The sequence below is a fragment of the Metallosphaera sedula DSM 5348 genome (genome assembly GCF_000016605.1).
GTDB classification, from domain to species: Archaea; Thermoproteota; Thermoprotei_A; order Sulfolobales; family Sulfolobaceae; genus Metallosphaera; species Metallosphaera sedula.
This window is the reverse complement of the sequence record NC_009440.1, coordinates 871,734-892,058: the sequence shown is the minus strand read 5'-3', so window position 1 is coordinate 892,058 and position 20,325 is coordinate 871,734. Positions and strand designations below refer to the sequence as shown.

Sequence of the window (20,325 nt, the reverse complement as noted above, 5' to 3'; positions counted from 1 at the left end):
GGCGAGCATACTGCATGAGGTACAACTTGTCCCTACTCCTCTTCAACGACTTCACGCGCAGACCATCTTGTTGAGGTCCTCAAGGACGATGTAGTTCGCGCCTAACGTCTCGGCAACGTCGACGATCCACTTCCCGACCTTTCGGGCGAAGTCCGTGAGAATTCTCTTTCCCTTCGTGTGGTAACCCCTGATCCTGTTGAGTATCCTCGGGTTCTGCCACCACCTCCTCGCGTTTCTCTGCAGGCGCCCAACGAGTTTCCTGTGGTGAAGAGCCTCGTGAAGACGCGTGGGTATTTCAACAACTTGTGCATTGTTACCGACGGTGATGAAGTCCATGTTGAGTCCACGGCTACGACGACTTTGGCTTGCGTGTTTTGAATCTACCTCTTCATCACTACGTTGAGGTACCACTCGTGTCTCTTCACGAGCCTGGCCTCCCTCACCTTGAAGTCCCTGTACTCGCATAAGTTCCTTTACCCGACTACCTTGACCTCATGTCTTAGAACCATCGCGGTCATCTTCTCGAAATCGACGTCGTAACTAGCCCCTCGAGTCAACCACAGCAACACGCTTTGCATCACGGGGAATCTCCCTGTCCTCGGTTCCTCTCCCATCCCTTGTAAAGGGAGATCGCGTCGCGATAGCAGTTCTGCGCAAGCTTCGAAGGCAACTGAAACTTCTCCCTTATTGCCCTGTACACTCCACGGTGGACGTCCTTCAAGAACGTCTTCTTATTCTCGTGGATCCATTGAAGAACGTCTCTTTGCCCCCATATAACGATCAGCCACAGGCCCGAGGGCCGCGGAGCTGAGCTTCATCCTAAGCGTTAAGGTCATCTCCGTGATGGAACTACCCTCGCGGGTGGCTCGCTCTCGAGCCCGTGGCATGATGAAAAATTTCTATTCATGTTTTAAAATATTGCGAATATCATCCTCGCCTCGAAGAGGCGAGGCTTTCAGTATTTTTGTAATATCTTTTTAGTATGGAAGCTATCTGTGGCCTAATGATTTCCCTTGGAGGCTCTTCGCCCTGACTTAGTAGTTTTCTTATGAGAGTCATGGATATCTTCTTGCGAGCGTTATGGTCGCAGCTCCTTTCACTCACAATTCCCTCGCAGATGTCACAATAAAATGCTTCTCCTACAGGTATTATCTCCACTCCCAAATCCATCTCCCTTAACATTTTCTGTGCCCCATAGGGATCGTAAAAGTTGCCTACACCTGCCATATCCCTGCCCACCACGAAATGGGTGCAGCCGTAGTTTCTCCTTATGATGGCGTAGAATACTGCGGCCTTTGGGCCAGCATATCTCATGGGTATTGTCAGAGTGTCCAGGAGAGCTCTGTTCTTGGGGAGGTAATTTTTCACAAAGTAGTCATATGCCTCCACAATTGCCTCTGGTGGAAAGTCGTCATTCTTTAGTTCCCCCACCACTGGATGAATAAAGACTCCATCTACAAACTCCATGGCAACCCTTATCACATACTCGTGTGCCCTATGAGGCGGATTTCTGGTTTGGTAACCGGCAACATCCCTCCATCCTAGTTTCTTGAAGATCTCCCTAGTTTCAGCAGGAGTCTTATCTCTACTAACCCTTCTAAATATCCACACCTTGCCCGAGACTGCCGTTTCTGGTTCACTCATTACCTGAGCTACCCCCGGATGTTCAGGAGAAAGGGTTGAGTATACCTTCTCCGCTATCTCCTTCTTGTTAAAACGAAATACTTCCTCGACCTCAAGGAATCCAAACCTGTTCCCATTAAGGTTGAGATATACCCTCTCCCCCTCCTCTGGAGGAGCCATGACTGGAAGAATTATAGGTATCGTCCACGGCAGGCCATTATTTAGCTCGTTTTTATAAAGCACGTTCTCTAAATCAGAGGATCCCATGAAACCTTCCAGGGGAGAGTATGCCCCAATACCTATCTTTTCAGCATCCAATGCATACCTTCTCCCAATTTCCAGCATCGGAAGATCCTCGTGCGGCTCCTCTATCACGTTCTGAATTAGCCTACCCCCATATGGAGATGCGACCATCTCACTCGCCTCCGACATGAATCCCGCATTCCTTGTTCCCTTGCTCCCACCACCACCTTCCAGCCCTGGGATGCTCTCCAGGCCTGACCGGTCTTGTACATGGAAGGCAGCCTATACTCATGTAGCCCTTATTATAAAGGGCGTTATATGGTACGTCTTTCTCTTTTACGTATTTCCACACCTGTTCCCAAGTCCAGTCCGCAAGCGGATTGATCTTGACGATATTTCCGTGAATTGTGTCCACTTCAATCTTCCTCACAGAACTCCTAGTCTCCCACTGTTCTCTTCTTAAACCAGTCATCCACGCGTCTATCCCCTCAAGGGCCCTCTTAAGTGGCTTCACCTTCCTATTCCAGCAGCACATTTGCCTGAGCTTCACGCTATTGTAAAACAGATTTACCCCATGCTCCCTTACCATCTTCTCTACATCCTCAGGTTTAGGGAAAAATACCTCCACTTTGATCCCATATCTTTCCCTGACTACATCGATAAGATCGTAGGTCTCCTGAGGTAGCCTTCCCGTGTCTATGGTGAAAACCCTAACTTTCCCGTACCTTGAGGCTATGTCTAAGATTACCATATCCTCCACCTGAAAGCTAGAGGCTATTGCTAACCTGTCCTGAAAGTTCTCTACTGCCCACCCTATGATGCGTTCTGCACTCATGGTCTCCATTTCGCGAGAAAGCACGGCTATCTCCTCTTCCTTGAATCTAGACATAGGCTAATTGAAAGATGAAAAACTTAAAATCTAGCGATATATGCAAAATTTGCAGTGCAAAAATTGCACGTAAAGGTATCTTTTTTATAGATAATGAGAGTTGTGGGTTATGATATTAAGGGATAGGCTAATAGAGCCTGAGTTTAGGACTTCCCCGGATAGGTGGAGTGAGGAAGAGAAAATCAAGTATAAAACAAGGGGATTTACCGAGATTCCTGACTCGGTCGTCCACGAATTGAAGGACGAGAAGGACGAGTTGAGCTATGAAACCTCGATTATAGCCAAGTCATGTGGAATATACCTTGAGTTCAACAGGGATAAGTTCAGGGAGACCAGAGAGAAGGACTACATCTACATGATAAGGATAGTAATCCCGGGCGGAGGACCAATAACGGCGAAACAGTGGGAAATCCTAGATGAGATAAGCAACAGATATACGGTGTCTGACGCATACACAAAGGACCCTAAACCCTCATTGAGGCTCACCACGAGGCAGGATATTCAACTCCATCATGTTAAGAAGAGGGACCTGCTCAACGCAATTCAAGATATAGTTAGATCTGGATTTTTCACCCTAAACGGTTGCGGGGATAACGTTAGAAACGTTGTGGCCTGTCCCTTATCCTTCTTTTCCTCAATATTTAACTCCAATTCTCTAGCAAAGGAAATAGCCAACTACTTTAGGTTGCCCACTGGACCATATATCCAGGTCTTTGAGCTAGACTCAGTTTCGCATCTAGATACCTCAATTACGCATGAGGGGAGATTCCGTTACTCGGCAAGTCTTCTCAATAGGAAGTTCAAGATTGCGATCTCTGCCCTCCATTTGATGGAGGGAAAGTTGGTGAGGGACAACTGCGTAGAGGCTACCACCAATGACATAGGTATTGTTCCGGTGGATGGAAAGCTCTTTCAGTTATACGTAGGAGGGGGACAGGGGGAGAACCAGGGATTCTCCACTTTTTCCACTCTCGGAAAGCCTCTGGGGGTATTTAACCGAGAGGAATTGGTGAGGGCCCTGGACGTTCTAGTGAACATACAACAGGAGTGGGGTGATAGGAAAAACAGGCATTGGGCGAGAATGAAGTACCTAGTCTACAAAATGGGGATAGAGTGGTTGAGGGAAAAGATTAGGGAAACAGGTCTAGAACCCGAGCCTCCCTTGGATCTAGACGTGGGGGATAGAATGCTTCACCTGGGGCCTATTAGAACAGAGGTAGAGGCTTACGGAATATTTGTGGAAAACGGTAGAGTAATAGATAGGGAAGACTCCAAGTATAAGACTGGGCTCCTAGAGATGGTGAGGAGCTACCCAGATGCCAAGATTTTCATCACGCCAAACCAGCATCTTATTGTGACTGGTATAGATGACCTTAGGGAATTTGAGGTCTTTATGTCAAGATTTCTGAAAAAGCCGACCAACCTAAGGATGCATGCTACTGCGTGTGTTGGCTTCCCCACCTGTAAGCTATCGTATACTGACAGCGAGAGATTTCTCCCAAGGTTAATTGGGGAGCTCGAGAGGAGATGGGGAGACCTGAAGGAAACCATAGGTATTTCAGGATGTCTAGCTCAGTGTTCCAGGCCCGGGACCAAGACCTTAGGATGGGTAGGGACTGGATATAATCTCTACATGCTCAAGGTTGGAGGCGATTCGTCGGGGAGATTCCAGGGGAATCCCCTAATTGATCCAGATACAGGGGATGTATACCTTACCCATGTACCTGGAAACAGGTTGGCGGATGTAACTGACGCGCTATTCGAGCTTTACTCGACCCATGGCAATGGGGAGGGAATGGGTCAGTTCCTCAGGAAGTTGGGAAATAAAAGAATCATAGAGTATCTGAAGAACAATCCCAAAACATCTGACCTTATGACTCCATCAAAACTAAGGGCGACTTTGGATTGAAGGTATATCTCATTGGAGCAGGCCCAGGAAACCCTGACCTCCTAACCTTAAGGGGATACAGAATTGCCCAATCAGCAGATATAGTGCTCTGCGATAGGCTCATCCCGGACGAGATGTGCAGGAGCTTTAGGGGCATATCGATTACCACGATAGATGATGTGGTTCAGTTCGTAACTGAGGCGAGTAAGAAGGGGAAGACCATTGCTTGGTTAAAGAACGGGGATCCCCTCGTGTTCGGTGGAAGTATCGAAATATGTTCTGAACTATTCAAGTTGGGAGTTAGTTGTGAGGTAGTTCCTGGCGTATCTAGCTCGACTGGAGTAGCCTCTGGTGCAGGGATTCCGCTCACTTCCCCAGATACTCCACTGTTTACCGTGATAACCGCTATATCCAAGGACGGAAACCTAGTTGACTTCAACGCTATTCCTAGAAAGGGGACATTAGTTATTGTTATGGGTGGAAAAGTAATCAGTAAACTAAAAGGAGAACTTCTGAAGGCGAGATCTGAAGATGAGCCTGTTGCTGTGATCTCCAAGGGCTCCATGGAGGAAGAGAAAATGAAGATAGGTAAGTTGAGGGATCTGGACTTAATTGCTATGGGATTAGATCCTCCTATCACAATTGTTGTTGGAGAAACGATCAGGTATGCAAACATATATTCTGTGCACATCGAACCTTAATATCATTTTACATTAAATAGACTTTATAGATTTAATTTAAATTATAAATTATTAAATACTCTAAATTATAAATTAATTTTCTCGTTACTCTATGGACTTATGGAGAATTTACTAAAAGACATATGATTTTTTAGGAATATATTAGAAACCAGTTTCATAGCGATTATGATTCGTGTAGAAAGATTAAGACATGCTAATAAGTAACATCATCTTCACCTATTAAAACGAGGACCTAATCTATATAGAGTAAATCTCCATATCATATCTAAAATAACGTGTTATATCTTCTTTTTGTTTCGTATATCCAGTCTTCTTGCTCCGAGTGACACTGGACTCTTAGCTCCTCGCACCTCCTCCTGATCTGGTCTTCAAGTACTTTCCACGTGTTCCTTGGAACAGGCCTAAACGGGAGGCCTGGATAATAGTTTAAGACGTCATATATCACCCTAACCCCGATCTTCCCTGCCTCCTCGAGTACTCCCAAGAAGTTGTGTCCAGGTATAACAGGACCTAGGAACATCCAAACTTGCACTCCGCTCTCCTTCAACCTTTTCAAGGTCTCAATCCTAGCTTGAGGCAGAGGAGCCAAGGGTTCAACCTGCCTCGCCTCTTCAGGATTCATGGTAGTCACGGTCATTCCGACGTCAACTCTTTCCCTATACCTGGTGAGTATGTCTAGGTCCCTTAACACCAGAGGAGACTTGGTCTGTATGGAAACCCTGAAACCGTTTTCTAGAAGCAGTTCCAGGGATTTCCTAGTTAGTTCAAAGTCCTTCTCCACTGGTTGGTAGGGGTCCGTTACTGTGGAGATCCCCACGACGCCTTTCCTCTTCACCTTTACCTCCTTCCTGAGGACCTCCAAAAGGTTTTTCTTCACTAGAATTACCTCTCCCCACCTATCCCCAACCTCTTTAGGAGAAAAGTACCTGGCATAACAGTAGGTACAGGAAAACCTGCATCCAAGGTATGGATTCAGGGAGTAGTCAAGTTCCCTTAAACCGGACTTACTGAGAGCACTTTTCACCTCTATCTCCTTTATCATGGGAATAACCTCGACCTTATCATGGGAATCAATCCAGAATGTTTAGCCCACTCGTGAGGACTGACCTTGAGTACTCCCTCAAGGAACTTCAACGCTTCGCTCAGTGTGTCGAACTTCACGCTCTCACCCCTCAGCAATTCCCTGACGTTTTCTCTGACGAACCACACTCCAACAGGGAAGTAGAAACCTGGATAGATCTCCCTCCACAGGATCGGAATTGCCTGTCTCCTCCTCCTTTCCAGGTGTTCAGCTACGGCCAGCCTAGAGGAGTAATAACATCCACCTATATCAGGATATGTTCTCCTCCCAAAATATCCCTCGTAGTCAACCTCTACCTGAGGCGAGCTCCCCCACATGTTCCACGTCGTTGATGGGAACCACGCCTCTCCCCACTCAAATGCCCACTCACCAGGAACCAGGATTGCCACGAAGGTGTTAAGCCTGAACTTCCTCACGTATACCTCTATCTGGTCAATTGAGGGGTACTCCTTGATCTTCCTCACGAGGAGGTCCGACAGAGTCTTGTCCACTGCCGTAATACTCCACCTGGTGGGGACAAGCTTCCTCTCCACACCTAGGTTACCCACGCTGAGAAGGCGGGCTATCCTCTCCACGGGAATACCGTCACTGTATAACCTCTCTATTGCCTTTCCTGCCTTCATGTCCCTCTCCTGGAAGACTTTCTCCACTACCCTCTCAGGAGGGGGTAGAGCGCCTAGCCTAAGCCTCTTCAGGGGAGCTGAGGGACCTAGAGGGGGAACCGTCTCGCTTAGAACTCTCCCCCTTGGAACGGACTCCAGGTCAAGCTCCATTTCCACAGGCCTAGGAGAGAGGGAGGCCACCTGAACGTCGTACAACTCCCTTCCAGGAGCTCTAGCCTCACTGACCTTGAACTGAATTCCACCTCGTACCACGGACATCCTCATGGCCAAGAACCTGTTGATGTCCATGGCTAACCAGGCTCTAGGATCCTCGTACATGGAAGTGTCTCCAAACTCTGGGGGAGTCGAAGGATATACGGTAATCTTGGGATAACCAAACCTTCCCACGAAGACGGAGGGAGGAGAATCTCCCTCGACAAACTTCCCCACCTTTACCTTCATGGAGAGGTTCTTAACTAGGACAGGACAATAACTGAGACCGCAAAGGTACTTGGCTCCCCTACAGGCAATACATAGGTGGGGATCCACATACATAAGTACCAGTTGGAATAGAAGATTATTAACTATGAGACCATGAACTTGGTATTTTCAACCTGGGCTAGGTGATGTCTCTAACGCCAATAATTACTTGTTGAGAAGACTTAAAGAGGATAGAAGGGAGTTTAACGACCTAAACAAGGCAAATTAAAGCAATAAGACTGACAACCTCTCTCACTTATGCAGAAGATCAGCTACTCCCTAAGTAACGGGACTCGGTATCTTCCTGCTAGAAAGCTATGCGATGAAAATGCAAGAGATGATAAGGTTAAACCCATGCCATTAGAGATTCCAGTTAAGATAGGCATGGATTTTGTTAGGGGAAAGCTGGTATCATGAGGATATTTTATCCTAATACTGACAAGTGAGATCTTAGGACGGTCATTTACATCAGGATAGCTCTAGACTTCAAACAGATCAGCTACTCGTCTCACGAAGTTAGACCACCTTTATATCTGACGCCATCATGTTAACCTAACAGCTAGACCTTTACAAGGTATTAATGTTCCAAACCCTTGTTCTTCAGATAGGGAATTATTCTAATTAGCCCGTTCCTTAGTCCATTGGGCCTGAAAAGGTCGTAATAGAACCCAACATCCATATTGTTGACTCTTATGTGGAAGTTTCTCCTTTCCACTTCCTTGTCTCTATCTAAACTCACAAGCTCATCACTAACCTTACTTATGCTATCACCTAACACATGTGCCAATTCCTCTACCTGTTCTAAGAACTCCGTCTTTAGATCTTCCAGGATATATAGTTCAGATTCCCAATAGGCCGAACCATTAACGTATAGAACCCCTTCTGTCTCACTTACGTAAACCATGGGATTTTCTGGTACCTCAAAAGTGAACGTAACACCACCTATTGGAACTTCTAGGGATTTACCTATCACCTTTTCCCTCTTCAATTCCTCTAAGGGCAACCATTTCTTTTCAATTATCTGAACGGACATGTATGTTCACAAATAACTCTCTCTTTCATCATAAAAAAGGAAGTACCCTTATCTATAAGGGTATTAGTAAAGACATATTTGTAAGACAACGTAAATCACAGGATCTCTGGAGTAGACATTACTAAAATCACGTGGACTTCGAGTTTAACGCTAATTTGAAAGTAAACCCTTACATTACTTTCCAATTTAAAAAGAATATTTAAGTACTTACATCAGAAAGGTAACTCGTGAGGCTTTCAATACGTAGCTCAAAGGGTGGAGTTGGTAAGTCCACTGTTGCGATATCGCTTGCTAAGGTCTTCGCGTCTGAAGGACATCACGTACTTCTCATGGATAGGGACATCGTAGGTTATGCGTCCTACCTTGCTGGGATAAACGGGCCGGGGTTAGTAGCCAGCCTTGCGGATGGTAAAGACGTTGACGTCATCAGAGAATTCCCAATAGGGAGAGGGAGCATCACAATTCTAAAGTACTTTGGGGACGGGCCTAGGTTTAGACCAGATCTGGAGAAAATACATAAGGATAAGGACTTGATGAATCTTGGATGGAAGTACTACAACGAATTTTTGACTAGGAGGAAATACTCCTGCTTTATAGTTGATAATGCTCCCATGGTCATGCCCAATGACGAGATTAATGTCTACGAACATAGGCAGTTTAGATCTTTGTTTCCAAACGTTCCACTGAGATATCTAATTGTATCAGATAGTTTAACTCAGACCATTGAGGATAACGTGAGATACTCTAAGGCCATAGAGTCTCCAGAACAGCAGATCCTGGGTTTCATCATAAACATGATTAAACCGCAGGATCTAAAAAAGTATGAAGACGTTATAAGAAAAGTAATAAATGAGCTAGAATGTAGAATTGGAGTCTTGATGCCCTTTAACGAGGAGCTCTTTCAGTTTAGCGGTAGTATAGAAGATTTCCCAGTTCCACAGCAGATGAAGGAACTGGCAAAGCGTATAAAGACCGAAGAGCACGGCATTATAGCGTAATTTTAATCGTGATATGTGAGCGAAGGGATACAAAATAGACACTGCGTCACAGATATCTCACAAATCCCCTCCAAGCGTATCATTTCCTGTTGGCAAGCTCGAAGAATGCCCTCCAGAAGGGATCCTCGCTGGGCTTCTCGATCCTCTTTCCGTCAACATACACTCCTTCCCCGCTCTCCACTCTTCCAACTATCTCGGCCTCTATTCCGTTTCTGAGTAGCTCCTCCTTCACCTTTTCCTTATCTGTCACAATGACCATGGTTCCCTCGCTTATTGACGAGAAGGGGTCGATCCCCACAATCCTCGTAACCTCCCTCACCGCTGGATTGATGAAGAGCCTCTCGCCGACGAGGTTTATCCTCTTACCCGTCACCTCCGAGATCTCCACGAGGGCGTTCCACAGGCCTCCTTCAGTGGCATCATGCATCATGTGAATCCCCACCTGGCTCGCTATCAACCCATCCTTCCAGCATGACATCTTCCAATACATGTCCAGGGCTTCCTTGAAGAGGTCAGACCTCATCCTCTCCCTGAAAAACTCGGGGTAGAGATTCGTAAGTAGGCCAGTGGCCTCTATTGCAGGTCCCTTAGTGACTATAACGTAATCTCCAGGTTTTACCTTGGAGGGATGACCAAGTTTCTCCTTCTCCCCTATACCTATCATGGTAAACCCACCAACCATGGGGTAGTTAACGCCCTCATATCTACCGGTGTGACCTCCCACCACCATTACCCCAATCTCAAGGAGGGCCTCGTGTATCCCCACCCACATCTCCCTAAATTCCTCATCTGTCATGGAGGGTGGCAGGTTAAGGTCAAGCAAGGCGTACCTGGGAGGGATCCCTGAGGTCATAACGTCACTCGCAAGGATGTGAACAGCGAACCAGGAGGCCTTTTTCATTCCAAATTGGGGGACAATGAACACGGGGTCGGTCTTCACAACGAGCACCCTGTCCCCCAGGTCTATCGCTCCCGTGTCGACCCCTGTCAGAGGGGGAACTATAACCTCGTCCAATCTCTTCCCAAGATGGGGATAGATTACCTCGTCGAATACCTTCCTATCTATTTTGCCTAGCATGAGAGGAAATGTTGGGTCGCGTTAAATATTTCTTTCACCCTGCGGTTCAAACGGCCGTGAGCGTGACCGGGATGTGGACAGTCCCATCATGTGATTATTCAGTTGCTTTGAGCTGATCTTAATCCTGAATGTGTAGGAACCGGTTCCACGCCCTTCCCCTGAGGTGTGGCGGAGCTAGACCGAGCTCAGACCTGGCCCGAGTTAGGTGCTCACACTAATTCCGGTTGGTCTCCCCAACTCCTCAACGTGAACATATTACCCTGCTCATCCATCGCTAACTCAAGACATCCCAAATGAATTGTTTCATGAGCCGTGAAGCTACCTCGGTAGGGGTAAAAAGGAGACCGCCAACACCATGAGGAGGACCGTTGTGGTGAGTAAAACCATCCCCACCAGCGAGTAAAGCCTGAGCTTCATCTCCAGGACCCTGATCTCGTCAATCTTAGACGGATCCACGGATCTATACAACCTGAAAAGTCTCTCAAAGATTGAGGCAATCTTCACTCCGACGAGGAACCCGACCAGCCCAATCAACGCTCCTGAGAACACGCTGGCCCCCCACGGTGTGGAAAACAGCACACGATAAACCTCAGAGAGTCCCCCTGACCTGTAGAACTCCAGCATGTAATAGAGGAACTCTCCCGCACCAAAGACCATGGTTAGCAAGCCTACAGCCTCAGCGAAACTCAGAACTGAGGGGAACACATCCCTCATCAACTCAAATACCGTGGAGTTTGACAGTTTCGCCAGTTTGGGTGCAAAGACGGCTCCAAACAACATGACTCCACCGAAATACACGAGTGAGGAGAAGCCGTGAACCACGTTAAGCAGGATTGAGATCGGCACCATTCACTTCATCCTCAGGCCTGGAAAAGCTAATTTCGGTAAAATTTAAGCTTTGTTTTAAACTAGAAAATTTTTATAATTATTCTAAAGTTGTTTTATTAAGAAAACATTTGTCGTGTTGCTTATCAGGAGGTGTGGGTGGGGGTTCTAAGAAAGTGCTCGGGAAAGGGTAGGACATATGTCCTTGATCGGCTTCAACATCCCTGGGATAAAGAGGGTCCTCCCCGGGGATGAAAGGAGTCCTTCAAGGTACGAGAGTACCTCAACTAGTCTGAGGGTTAACTGCACGCGTGCATCTTGAAATCTGGGTACAAAAGGATGTGGAACAAGCGGTGAAATCCAGTGGATCTTCATGACAGAAGATTATTGCTACATGATTAAAAATTTATTATTAGAAAGATCATATTTACTCATATGAGTGACATCGTCGATAAGCTGAAGAATGACCCTGAGTTCATAAAGAGAGTTGCGGAGTCAGTGAGCCAAAACATAGTGATCTCCTACATTAATCAACTTAATGAAAAAATGAATACAGTTATTAGAGATGTTGAAGAGATCAGGAAGGGGGAGGAGAGGGATAATAAGATAGAGCAGTTAGCCAGGTAGATAGTGACGATCACGGAGGAGATGAACGGGATGAGGGAGGAGAGGGAGGAGGAGTTCAGGGAGAAGAGCAAGAAATTTTGGGAGGAGATCCGGAAGATGAGGGAAGAGAGCGAGAAGAGGAATGAGGAGTTCAAGAGGAGATTTGAGGCTGTGCAGGCTGAGATTAGGAGCGTAATCATGAAATATTCCATGAGCCTAGAAGAGGAGGCTAAAACAGCACTGGAGTGGAAGCTCAAGAACCTTGGTTACACGGTAAAGGTTGAGGAACTCGAGATTCCCTCCCTGGCTAAGGCTGATCTATTTGCCGTATTCGACAATTACGTTCTCATAGGGGAGGTAAAGATTAAGGCAGAACCTAGCGCTATACGGCAGTTGGAGAGTACGATAGAGTCAATCAGGAGAAATAGGCCAGAGCTACTTGAGGGCAAAAAGATAATCCCAGTGATATTCTCCATGAGACCTAAGTACATTCAGAGGGAATGTGAAGAGAAGGGAATATTTCTAACTGACGGATATAACGACTACACAGATCTCAAGAAGATTATGATGAAGTGATGGAGAAACGAAGCCTTGAGCCTAATATGAGCTCACTTCCGTTGCGGTTTTCATGGCTTGACTGAACGAGAGGTAATTAAGACAAACTTTATGTTAGTCCGCTTTTTACCCTTTTCTGTCATTTTTCTTTATGTCTGGGCCCAACAATCACAGAGGAAGGAATCAAGTTCATGCTTTGGACCCCACTGCTCTAGAGTTTCGCTCAAACTGGGACAGGAAATAATGGGGCTCATTAGGCCCTATTTTTCCTCTAAGTACAGGACTTCCTGGAGTTTTGACCTTCAATTATGACGACTATGGAAGTGTTGAGGTAAGGAAGTCCATATTAGACAACGTGGAATACCGGATTAGAGAGTTCCACATTGACGGATTTAGACTGGACGCAGTACACGCTATTGTGGATACAATCCCAAAACACATTTTGGGAGAAGATAGCTGAGCTGGTTCACAGCCGCAGAAAGATAGTAATAGTGGAGAGCGACCTTAATGATCCAAGGATAGTTAATCCGAAGGAGTGGCGCGGCTATGGAATAGATGCACAGTGAGTGGATGATTTTCATCACGCAGTTCATGCATAGGTGGCAGTCGAGAGACGGGGGTTATTACTCAGACTTTGGTGACCTAGAGGACATTATGAAGAGCCTAAGGGACGTGTTTGTATATGACGGTAGGTACTCTAAGTTCGGGAAAATTTGACTGAAGATCTACAGAACTTCTAGGTTGTAGCTTTATAGTTTATATTCAGAACCATGACCAGGCATGTTACAGGGGTGAGGTGAAGGGCTATCTAGACTGATTGACGTAGAGATGTTGAATATAGTGTCAGCTCTCTATTTCCTTTCTCCTTACATTCCCATGATATTTATGTGGGAAAAGTACGGAGTAGAAACCTTCTTCAACTGTTACTCGAACTTCTCTCAACCTGAGTTAGTAGAGGCATCAGGGAAGGAAGAAGGATGACAACGTTCAGAATACGAATCCTCAGTCAGAGACCACTTTTGCTTCATCAAAGTTAACATGAAATGTCCAAGGTGAGATATTTGCTTTATATAAATAAAATGATTAAGGTGAGGAAAGAGTATCTTAACAATGAGCCATTTTATCTCCTTTGTCTACTATACTATCTCTGTTGCAATTCAAAAAAGCAAAATAATGATCGTATGTGTATTCGAACAAAGCACCGCCAAGGTAAACACGAATGGAAGGTTAATTCTGTCGACTGTTCCCTTTTCCACAAGAGCTTCTTTTCCCCAGAGCTTAATGGAGAAGAAATAAAGGTGAACAGGAGTTGGAATTTACGTTACTTGGTGGAGAACCATGTTCGGAGTCAGCTCTGATGATATGGTTTGCTATGTATAAAGATCTATTATTGAACTTGCTTGAATTTTCTCTCATTCAAATAAGCTAGTACCAGTTACTTGCGCACTATGAAAGGAAACATTATCTCGTACCTCGTCACAAGGTTCTTGTGGTACTTTGATCAATCCTTGTGTATCTCCTTTCCTCCGATGACATAATCACGTGGATATTACGCTAGCTTGAGGTTGACCCTCTAGATATTTCAGAAATAGAACTAGCGTGTTGTATTTGATTACTTAACGCCAGTTCTACTAATTGTTCTGACCAGGAGAACGTTAATTTTCGACTCCACACACTAAAATAGAACTCAAATTATTGAATTACTATAGACAAAACTAAGTTATTATACCCGACTCTCCTCTTTCCATCTTGGAAACAAACTCCTCCAATTGTTGAGGTACTGGAAAGTCCTTAATTTCGCCGCTAAATTGGAATAGTTCTTCCTGGAAGGCTATAAGCACTCCAAGTTTGCAGTTTAGTTCTAACATAATTTCCTCTATCCTACTCCGATAGGAAAGCATGTCATACGGTTTAATCATGTTTATTACAAATGCTAAAATCTCATAACCCTTAGATGCCAACAGCTTGGCATAAGTTACGCTGTTACTTATTGTATCAGCTATACTATCGGAGACAACTATACATTTCATTGAAATTTGAGATAGCCCTACTCTGACCTGTTTCGTCATGTATTTTATTTCCTCATCTGGTATTACCGCAGGTGGATTATCCAGTATAAAAAAAGAGTATTTCTTTCCAGATAGGAAAATGTTACAATATTTCCTCCACCTTTCCTTTAACTCACTGTCACGATGGATTATCTCGAGATCAACTCCGTACCTTGGTCCGTCTCCAGGGTATTTTAATATTGCAATGCCTCCGTTTTCTGTGTATACTTCCCTCATCACATCCATGCTCATTGGGCTTATCAAACTTTCAATAAGACCTGGACCGTCGATGCCCGCCAAGTAGGATGCATATCCTGCAATATCTTTATCAACGAAAAGTACTTGATGGCCCCTTGAGGCCAAGATCTTAGCCAGAGATATAGCTATTACCGATTTACCTACTCCACCCTTTAAACTGTGCACAGACAACGCGATCAGACTCTCACCCTAAAGTCTTATTGATGATAAATTTATTGTCTTAATACTAATCATTCCCAATTCTTCTATTACTTTTTCTAATTTCTCCGCCTCCCTTACCACATCCACGACACTGAAGTATTTGTCATCCCTCTTTATTACGCGGATCTGATCATCAAACTGAACTACGCATAACTTCCTCTGATTCAAATCCATGTTTTTCACGTTAGAAAATATTAGTCCTGAAAGTAATACGTTTCCCACTAAGGGAAGTGAAGATGGAATACCCAGTCTTAAGGCCTTAGATTTAAGCGCGCATTCCACTTGGTAGGCCCAGACTACTTCCTTAAGGTCTGATTTTAAGGATAATCTTCTTATAAAAAAATCAAAGGATTCCTGACATTTATCCTTCTCGCTAGAAAAAATAATCGACTTAATATATTTTTGTACTCTCTCGTCTTCCTCTAACGAGATCTCCACTCCTGACCTTCTCGATTCCTCGATAATGGGGTTAAGCAATTCTTCAGGATAAGGCCTTACGAAAATTATGCCAACTGCACTTTTAATGATTTCCACTTCTTTTCACCCTGAACCTCTGAGCAATTTCCCATAATACATCTTCAGGATTTTTCACCTCTATTGGAGTTACGTTGGCAGCCTGTGCTGCTGCTAACCTTCTAAGGTCCACTTGACTTCTTTCACTCTTTTGTACCTTAATTCCTAAGTTTTCTGCGATCTTTAGCATTTCCGAAGTGCCGTCAATGGGTGGGGCTCTTCTAGGATACAATAATTTAAGAGCCTCTGGATCGGAACCTATAGCGTCATTTATGGCCTCCTTTATTGTAGAGTCTATTCCCGTGTACTTGATCAGGAATCTGAGGAGATTCATCTTTTTATCGCCTTGTCTAGGATGTTGGTATAATAATACGCGTTCTTAATTCCCTGTGAGTCCCTTATACCATTCCTCATGGATAGTAGGCAGTTTGGATCGAACGTAACCACAGACTCGCCCCAACTTGCCAGTTGCTTTATTGAATACGCTCTAGCCCTTTTCACTGTATCCGATTTCTCCTTTATTAACTCTAGGTGATGACCGCAGGTAAATAGGTTATGGGAGGACGGAGAGAACTTTGGTTCCCTGTAATTGAATATTGAGGCTTTCATGAGTTCCCTTGGAGGCTTTTCCACGCCTCCCAGTTTACTCATGAACTCTGAATCGTGAACTGTAATTTGATCCTTGAAATCCGCAACTTCTATTTTTACCTTACCCTTCTTGTAAGCGTCATAAATGATTTCTGTCAGATGATAGATGGGTATATCAATTTTATGTCCCAAGGTCTTGGGTGCTTGCCATCTGAGGAAGAAGAGACCAGCTCCGTCCGAGACCACTATTTTCTTTGCTTCAACCTGCTTGGCAACCTCCAAGATCTTGGTAAAGTGCTCACGGGCTGTCTCGAAATCACCTGCCAGGTAGGAATAGTATCCTACATCACTTATCTGTGAACTTGCAGTGAACTTCTCTCCAGTAGCTATCATTGAGTTAACTACCTGTTGCAAGATCTCTCCTTCCCTTGATTCCAAAGCACTCGGTACATACAAGATGTCAGCTTTTTCATTCAGTGGGAGTCCCGCAGATTTAGCTGTCTCTTCCCACTGTTCAGTGGAAATTCCAAGAGGGTTTCCAAGTTTCTTAGTATTATTCGCCCACTCCTCGACTTCCTCAAGGTTCATTCCTGCCAGATGTAACATTCTCCTGAGAAGAATGGCCGTGTACCAGTTAGGTATTTCGAGCGGAGAAACATCAGTACATGCCCCGCAAGCTGTGCAGTTGTAGGACGATTCTCTCCATTTTAGAAATTCTGATGACTTAACTCTTCTTAATCTTAATAATCTTGCGACGTTCCCATACCCGGTATAATACATCGAGTATACTTTGTTAACCTCGTACGTTCTCCACGCGGGTATATCGGTTGCCTTTTGGGAATCCAGCCAGAAAGGACATGCATATCTACATATCCCACACCTCATACATTCCTGTAATCCCCATACATCATACGGAGACAGTTCATCCAGTGCCCTGGATACCATACGTCTCTCCATTTTCACATTCTTACCTTCCACCCTAAATCCCCCGCAAACTCTATTTTCTCTTTCTCCCGTATCCGTATCCCCTCATTCCCTTTCCAATATAGTATCCGAACATATGCCATCCCTTGCTAAATGGAACGTAACCTATGAATGCTCCGACCAGCGCAATATGCAATCCGTACCAATTGGCTTGATTTGGCACACCCAGATATGGTACCTGGAAATCGTACATTGCTGCAAGGCCCGTGATCACAATAGCAGCTAGAAGAATCAAGAACACATAGTCCCCGGATGAGCTCAGCCTCTTATGCCCAGTAACATCATCTACTATCCTCGTTACCAAATATCCTAAAATCCCTGCCATGGCAAGTAGTCCCATTACTGTTCCATTAACTAAGACAGCCAAGAAACTCCAAGGATCAAATGTTGAAGTTGAAACCTCTGCGGAGTTCCATGCGCCTAATGGATTTAGTATTCCCCCATGCGAGTAGGAGTTGCTCCCCAGCAATCCTAGCTGGTATGCTGAGGTAAACTGCTCTGGAGTGGATATCTTTAAGAGGAACCATAGCGGATTGGAGACGCCAAATATCTGACCAAATATGTAGTTCCATGCTAGGATATGTATACCTACGATGACCACTACACCTAACATGAAAATATGCCAGAATATAGTCTCAACGATGATAAAGGGATCCCTCTTAGCGGCAGCTCCGAAGGGTGTGGGAATTGCTGAAACTCCCTCCTTGAATTGTGTCCCGAAACCGGCCATGGTAGGTGCTGGAACTCTCCTTCCCCAAAAATACCTAGAAATTCTATATATGGCACCAAACACGAATATTAGCAATCCCAATGGGAAGATTACATTTAGTCCCCACCAATACAGGGAGTCAGAGCTAAGCGAAGCACCTATTGCAAGGACTATTGGTAGCATCTACTTCACCTTCATGGCAAACCTGTAGAATGCTTTAATCGCATTACTTAAATCAACGGGAGCTCCAAGGGTAATGTATCTAGCCCTTCCATTTGGCAATACCATATGCACTCCGCATACAAAACATGGATCAAATGATCGTAGGGTTTGGGCAAACTCGAAGCCATCCCACTGCTCCGTAGGAATAACTGTTAACCTAGGAGTACCAGGCATATTATAATCGGGGTTCCCCATCAGCACTTCCTCAAAAGTTCCTGCGCCGTGTGTTGGAGATGCAGGTTTAATTGTTTGAATGCCGTCGTCATAGGAATTCTTCACCCTTGGACCAGAGTTCACTGTAGTTGGTTGCATTTGTTGCGGGTTAATTGCTGGGACATTTACGCCAGTTCCAGTGGCGAACACCTCTGAATGATACTGTGCACCTCGTGGGGCCTCCTTCATTCCCACACCTAATGCTACCCCTGTATTAGTATTGGACTTGTAGGTCCAGCTCGATGGAGGCATACTACTCACTTGCGTCATACCCTTCTTCAAGTACGTGATAGCGGACATCCAGGCTATCCACATTCCCATTCCATCTAGACCCGCCTCAAATGCCCTGGCCCTCATCCTTTCTATGGCATTAGTAACTATCTTTCCACCGGAAAGCGCGTATGGTGCCACATACTTAAACTCTATTTCGCTCCCCTGCTGAAATTCAGGAGGCAGTGATATCCTTGGACTGTTCACAGTGGGCAAGTAGAAGGTAGCACTCATCTCGTTGCTGTTGTATGAGACTTCAAAGCCTGAGGGATAGCTGGAAGTATATATGGGGGTAGGGGCCTGTGGCTGAAGAACTTGAGCATACATCACGGCCATGGGATCCGCTTCAACGTTGTAGAAGAGATTGGTAATTGGTTTGTGATTCTGGTACGGAACTATTCTAGGTGAAACCGCCCATGAATAGGGTGCAGGATAGGCCATTGGAACCGGTCTAGGCTGCGGGTTAGGCATAGTCCACTTTCTCCATGGATGGTAGTAACTAACCTTATTTCCGATTGGATCTTCCTCTATTCCGCTCACTGAGGACGGAACTTCACTATTGAAGGATCCATTTTCGTACCACGGCGTGTAGAAAGAGGACTCCACGAACTCCCTTATTCCGAGATTTATGTCAATAAGGCTATTGGTGACAAGCTGTGGAGGAGAATTGGAATTGGGTTGAATAACCAGTCCTGGTTTCACGACCCTAGCCCTACCCCAAGCGCCCATATTCTCATAGGTACCATCATAAGGCATCACCGATGTACTGGATGGCGTAACTGAGGGAGCTTCTGAAACGTCGCTCTGGCCATAGGAGACGAAGTTTCCAGGTCTGTTTCCCTCCTCAGCAAATCCAAGAGTCCCATTCAATTTGTCATATAGAGCCTGGATTCCGAACGTATTATTATAATCTGCAAGGAATAATGTCAAATATTCATAGACGGCCATCTGTTTCATTAACCAAGCCGTTCCGTCAACCATCCGTTGGAAATATCTTTGTAGGTTCTCCACAGTGGCAGGTACACCAATTCCTCCAGGTACCATTGTTATCGGATGAGGTACTCTGAGATAGTACAGCAATTCAGCCTCGTGAAGTATTCTCCACGAATAGGCTCCCTCAAGGAAGTAGGCGCCAATTATTGGAACTAACGCATCCATGAGATCCGAAACAGTCTTCAATTTGACGCCGGCCATTTCCAGTTGCGTTGGTGCGCCCATTGGGAATGCCTGAGACTCTTGCGCCACTTTACTCAGAGGTGTCTGCTGAGCTATTTCGTAAATTTGGCTTGGGAAATACCCAGCAACCTTGAAGAATAGGGAGCTCCAGTCTGGTCCTCCTAAAGCTGTAAGATGGGCTGTGGCATCGTAGGTCATAGCTGCGTCATTAGCCAGGATAATGGTTTCAAGACCTAATGGTGGAGGAGCGTTACCGCCCTGAGCCATTTCCTGTGCAATTCTTTCAATGAATTGGTGATGTTCTCCACATATTCCACACTCCCTACTGGAAAGCATTATGACGTCTGGTCCTGGCTTATTTCTCATGAATATCTCGAAACCTCTGAACATACCTGCTGCTGCATAGGCGTCCGTAACCCTGTTACTAGAGGAGTCGTAGGTGACTTGTATTCCCAACTCAGGCTTTATCCTCACTATGGGTTCTATGAGAACTGGTTTAGTCCAATCAAACGTGAAATAATATGGTGAACTACTTGCCATA

At 45.3% G+C, this 20,325-nt stretch carries 22 protein-coding genes; 7 read left to right on the top strand and 15 right to left on the bottom strand.

The annotated features are described in order from the left end of the window. Positions 1-51: 51 nt before the first annotated feature. The 4 genes from MSED_RS12445 to MSED_RS04885 form a co-directional block, all read right to left on the bottom strand. The gene (locus MSED_RS12445; protein WP_048806954.1) at positions 52-336 is read right to left on the bottom strand and encodes an IS200/IS605 family element transposase accessory protein TnpB; all 285 of its coding nucleotides are present in this window, start codon (positions 334-336) and stop codon (positions 52-54) included. A gap of 241 nt (positions 337-577) precedes the next feature. Further along, positions 578-721 (bottom strand): hypothetical protein, encoded by a 144-nt coding sequence (locus MSED_RS12290; RefSeq protein WP_155464932.1) that lies wholly within the window; start codon positions 719-721, stop codon positions 578-580. A gap of 206 nt (positions 722-927) precedes the next feature. Further along, complete coding sequence (locus MSED_RS04890) at positions 928-2,037, bottom strand: sulfate adenylyltransferase (RefSeq protein WP_012020921.1); 1,110 nt, start codon at positions 2,035-2,037, stop codon at positions 928-930. Between the two features lies 1 nt (position 2,038). Further along, positions 2,039-2,755: a phosphoadenylyl-sulfate reductase gene (locus MSED_RS04885; protein WP_012020920.1), complete on the bottom strand. Its 717-nt coding sequence runs from the start codon at positions 2,753-2,755 to the stop codon at positions 2,039-2,041. 109 nt (positions 2,756-2,864) lie between these two features. Here MSED_RS04885 and MSED_RS04880 point away from each other — a divergent pair, with 109 nt between their 5' ends. Beyond that, positions 2,865-4,664 (top strand): nitrite/sulfite reductase, encoded by a 1,800-nt coding sequence (locus tag MSED_RS04880; protein ID WP_012020919.1) that lies wholly within the window; start codon positions 2,865-2,867, stop codon positions 4,662-4,664. Beyond that, on the top strand, positions 4,661-5,344 hold the full coding sequence (locus MSED_RS04875; RefSeq protein WP_012020918.1) for a uroporphyrinogen-III C-methyltransferase: 684 nt from the start codon (positions 4,661-4,663) through the stop codon (positions 5,342-5,344). The genes MSED_RS04880 and MSED_RS04875 overlap by 4 nt, the downstream gene beginning before the upstream one ends. A 265-nt stretch (positions 5,345-5,609) precedes the next feature. On the opposite strand, the gene MSED_RS04870 is transcribed toward MSED_RS04875, so the two are convergent. Together MSED_RS04870 and MSED_RS04865 are read right to left on the bottom strand one after the other, a co-directional pair. Further along, positions 5,610-6,386: an SPL family radical SAM protein gene (locus MSED_RS04870; RefSeq protein WP_012020917.1), complete on the bottom strand. Its 777-nt coding sequence runs from the start codon at positions 6,384-6,386 to the stop codon at positions 5,610-5,612. After that, positions 6,383-7,582: an Nre family DNA repair protein gene (locus tag MSED_RS04865; RefSeq protein WP_012020916.1), complete on the bottom strand. Its 1,200-nt coding sequence runs from the start codon at positions 7,580-7,582 to the stop codon at positions 6,383-6,385. Before MSED_RS04865 ends, MSED_RS04870 begins: the two co-directional genes overlap by 4 nt. 183 nt (positions 7,583-7,765) lie before the next feature. On the opposite strand from MSED_RS04865, the gene MSED_RS12285 reads away from it, so the two are divergent. Beyond that, on the top strand, positions 7,766-7,924 hold the full coding sequence (locus MSED_RS12285) for a hypothetical protein (RefSeq protein ID WP_155464930.1): 159 nt from the start codon (positions 7,766-7,768) through the stop codon (positions 7,922-7,924). A gap of 160 nt (positions 7,925-8,084) precedes the next feature. Here the strand turns inward: MSED_RS12285 and MSED_RS04860 are convergent, their stop codons facing one another. After that, positions 8,085-8,540: a hypothetical protein gene (locus MSED_RS04860; protein ID WP_012020915.1), complete on the bottom strand. Its 456-nt coding sequence runs from the start codon at positions 8,538-8,540 to the stop codon at positions 8,085-8,087. Positions 8,541-8,767: 227 nt separating this feature from the next. On the opposite strand from MSED_RS04860, the gene MSED_RS04855 reads away from it, so the two are divergent. Next, positions 8,768-9,538, top strand: coding sequence for a tyrosine-protein kinase family protein (locus tag MSED_RS04855; RefSeq protein ID WP_012020914.1), 771 nt, complete (start codon positions 8,768-8,770; stop codon positions 9,536-9,538). A 79-nt stretch (positions 9,539-9,617) separates the two neighbouring features. Here the strand turns inward: MSED_RS04855 and MSED_RS04850 are convergent, their stop codons facing one another. Further along, the gene (locus MSED_RS04850) at positions 9,618-10,616 is read right to left on the bottom strand and encodes an AIR synthase family protein (protein ID WP_012020913.1); all 999 of its coding nucleotides are present in this window, start codon (positions 10,614-10,616) and stop codon (positions 9,618-9,620) included. 318 nt (positions 10,617-10,934) lie between these two features. Continuing rightward, entirely contained in the window at positions 10,935-11,465 is a 531-nt protein-coding gene (locus tag MSED_RS04845) for a hypothetical protein (protein ID WP_012020912.1), read from the bottom strand. Between the two features lie 411 nt (positions 11,466-11,876). On the opposite strand from MSED_RS04845, the gene MSED_RS04840 reads away from it, so the two are divergent. The 3 genes from MSED_RS04840 (at position 11,877) to MSED_RS12570 (ending at position 13,319) form a co-directional block, all read left to right on the top strand. Next, the gene (locus MSED_RS04840) at positions 11,877-12,068 is read left to right on the top strand and encodes a hypothetical protein (RefSeq protein ID WP_012020911.1); all 192 of its coding nucleotides are present in this window, start codon (positions 11,877-11,879) and stop codon (positions 12,066-12,068) included. Between the two features lie 3 nt (positions 12,069-12,071). Further along, positions 12,072-12,623: a hypothetical protein gene (locus MSED_RS04835; RefSeq protein WP_048060031.1), complete on the top strand. Its 552-nt coding sequence runs from the start codon at positions 12,072-12,074 to the stop codon at positions 12,621-12,623. A 549-nt stretch (positions 12,624-13,172) separates the two neighbouring features. Continuing rightward, the gene (locus MSED_RS12570; protein WP_155464928.1) at positions 13,173-13,319 is read left to right on the top strand and encodes a hypothetical protein; all 147 of its coding nucleotides are present in this window, start codon (positions 13,173-13,175) and stop codon (positions 13,317-13,319) included. Positions 13,320-14,317: 998 nt separating this feature from the next. Here MSED_RS12570 and MSED_RS04825 read toward each other — a convergent pair. The 6 genes from MSED_RS04825 to MSED_RS04800 are packed head-to-tail and all read right to left on the bottom strand — an operon-like array spanning position 14,318 to position 20,324. Continuing rightward, complete coding sequence (locus tag MSED_RS04825; RefSeq protein WP_012020909.1) at positions 14,318-15,073, bottom strand: ParA family protein; 756 nt, start codon at positions 15,071-15,073, stop codon at positions 14,318-14,320. Positions 15,074-15,097: 24 nt separating this feature from the next. Further along, positions 15,098-15,643 carry a hypothetical protein gene (locus tag MSED_RS04820; RefSeq protein ID WP_012020908.1) on the bottom strand — a complete coding sequence of 182 codons (546 nt, stop codon included), beginning with the start codon at positions 15,641-15,643 and terminating at the stop codon, positions 15,098-15,100. Continuing rightward, positions 15,630-15,956 (bottom strand): hypothetical protein, encoded by a 327-nt coding sequence (locus tag MSED_RS04815; RefSeq protein WP_012020907.1) that lies wholly within the window; start codon positions 15,954-15,956, stop codon positions 15,630-15,632. The genes MSED_RS04820 and MSED_RS04815 overlap by 14 nt, the downstream gene beginning before the upstream one ends. After that, on the bottom strand, positions 15,953-17,188 hold the full coding sequence (locus MSED_RS04810; RefSeq protein WP_225938862.1) for a (Fe-S)-binding protein: 1,236 nt from the start codon (positions 17,186-17,188) through the stop codon (positions 15,953-15,955). Before MSED_RS04810 ends, MSED_RS04815 begins: the two co-directional genes overlap by 4 nt. A gap of 19 nt (positions 17,189-17,207) precedes the next feature. Beyond that, positions 17,208-18,086: a hypothetical protein gene (locus tag MSED_RS04805; protein WP_012020905.1), complete on the bottom strand. Its 879-nt coding sequence runs from the start codon at positions 18,084-18,086 to the stop codon at positions 17,208-17,210. Beyond that, positions 18,087-20,324, bottom strand: a complete 2,238-nt coding sequence (locus tag MSED_RS04800) for a nickel-dependent hydrogenase large subunit (RefSeq protein WP_012020904.1) — start codon at positions 20,322-20,324, stop codon at positions 18,087-18,089. Position 20,325 lies beyond the last annotated feature (1 nt).

Coding starts and splice junctions, on each gene's coding strand:
- MSED_RS12570 (WP_155464928.1), top strand. CDS start 13,173: ATGATTTTCATCACGCAGTTCATGCATAGGTGGCAGTCGAGAGACGGG.
- MSED_RS12445 (WP_048806954.1), bottom strand. CDS start 336: ATGGACTTCATCACCGTCGGTAACAATGCACAAGTTGTTGAAATACCC.
- MSED_RS04815 (WP_012020907.1), bottom strand. CDS start 15,956: ATGAATCTCCTCAGATTCCTGATCAAGTACACGGGAATAGACTCTACA.
- MSED_RS04860 (WP_012020915.1), bottom strand. CDS start 8,540: ATGTCCGTTCAGATAATTGAAAAGAAATGGTTGCCCTTAGAGGAATTG.
- MSED_RS04885 (WP_012020920.1), bottom strand. CDS start 2,755: ATGTCTAGATTCAAGGAAGAGGAGATAGCCGTGCTTTCTCGCGAAATG.
- MSED_RS04865 (WP_012020916.1), bottom strand. CDS start 7,582: ATGTATGTGGATCCCCACCTATGTATTGCCTGTAGGGGAGCCAAGTAC.
- MSED_RS04805 (WP_012020905.1), bottom strand. CDS start 18,086: ATGCTACCAATAGTCCTTGCAATAGGTGCTTCGCTTAGCTCTGACTCC.
- MSED_RS04850 (WP_012020913.1), bottom strand. CDS start 10,616: ATGCTAGGCAAAATAGATAGGAAGGTATTCGACGAGGTAATCTATCCC.
- MSED_RS04880 (WP_012020919.1), top strand. CDS start 2,865: ATGATATTAAGGGATAGGCTAATAGAGCCTGAGTTTAGGACTTCCCCG.
- MSED_RS04800 (WP_012020904.1), bottom strand. CDS start 20,324: ATGGCAAGTAGTTCACCATATTATTTCACGTTTGATTGGACTAAACCA.
- MSED_RS04890 (WP_012020921.1), bottom strand. CDS start 2,037: ATGGTCGCATCTCCATATGGGGGTAGGCTAATTCAGAACGTGATAGAG.
- MSED_RS04840 (WP_012020911.1), top strand. CDS start 11,877: ATGAGTGACATCGTCGATAAGCTGAAGAATGACCCTGAGTTCATAAAG.
- MSED_RS12285 (WP_155464930.1), top strand. CDS start 7,766: ATGCAGAAGATCAGCTACTCCCTAAGTAACGGGACTCGGTATCTTCCT.
- MSED_RS04870 (WP_012020917.1), bottom strand. CDS start 6,386: ATGATAAAGGAGATAGAGGTGAAAAGTGCTCTCAGTAAGTCCGGTTTA.
- MSED_RS04845 (WP_012020912.1), bottom strand. CDS start 11,465: ATGGTGCCGATCTCAATCCTGCTTAACGTGGTTCACGGCTTCTCCTCA.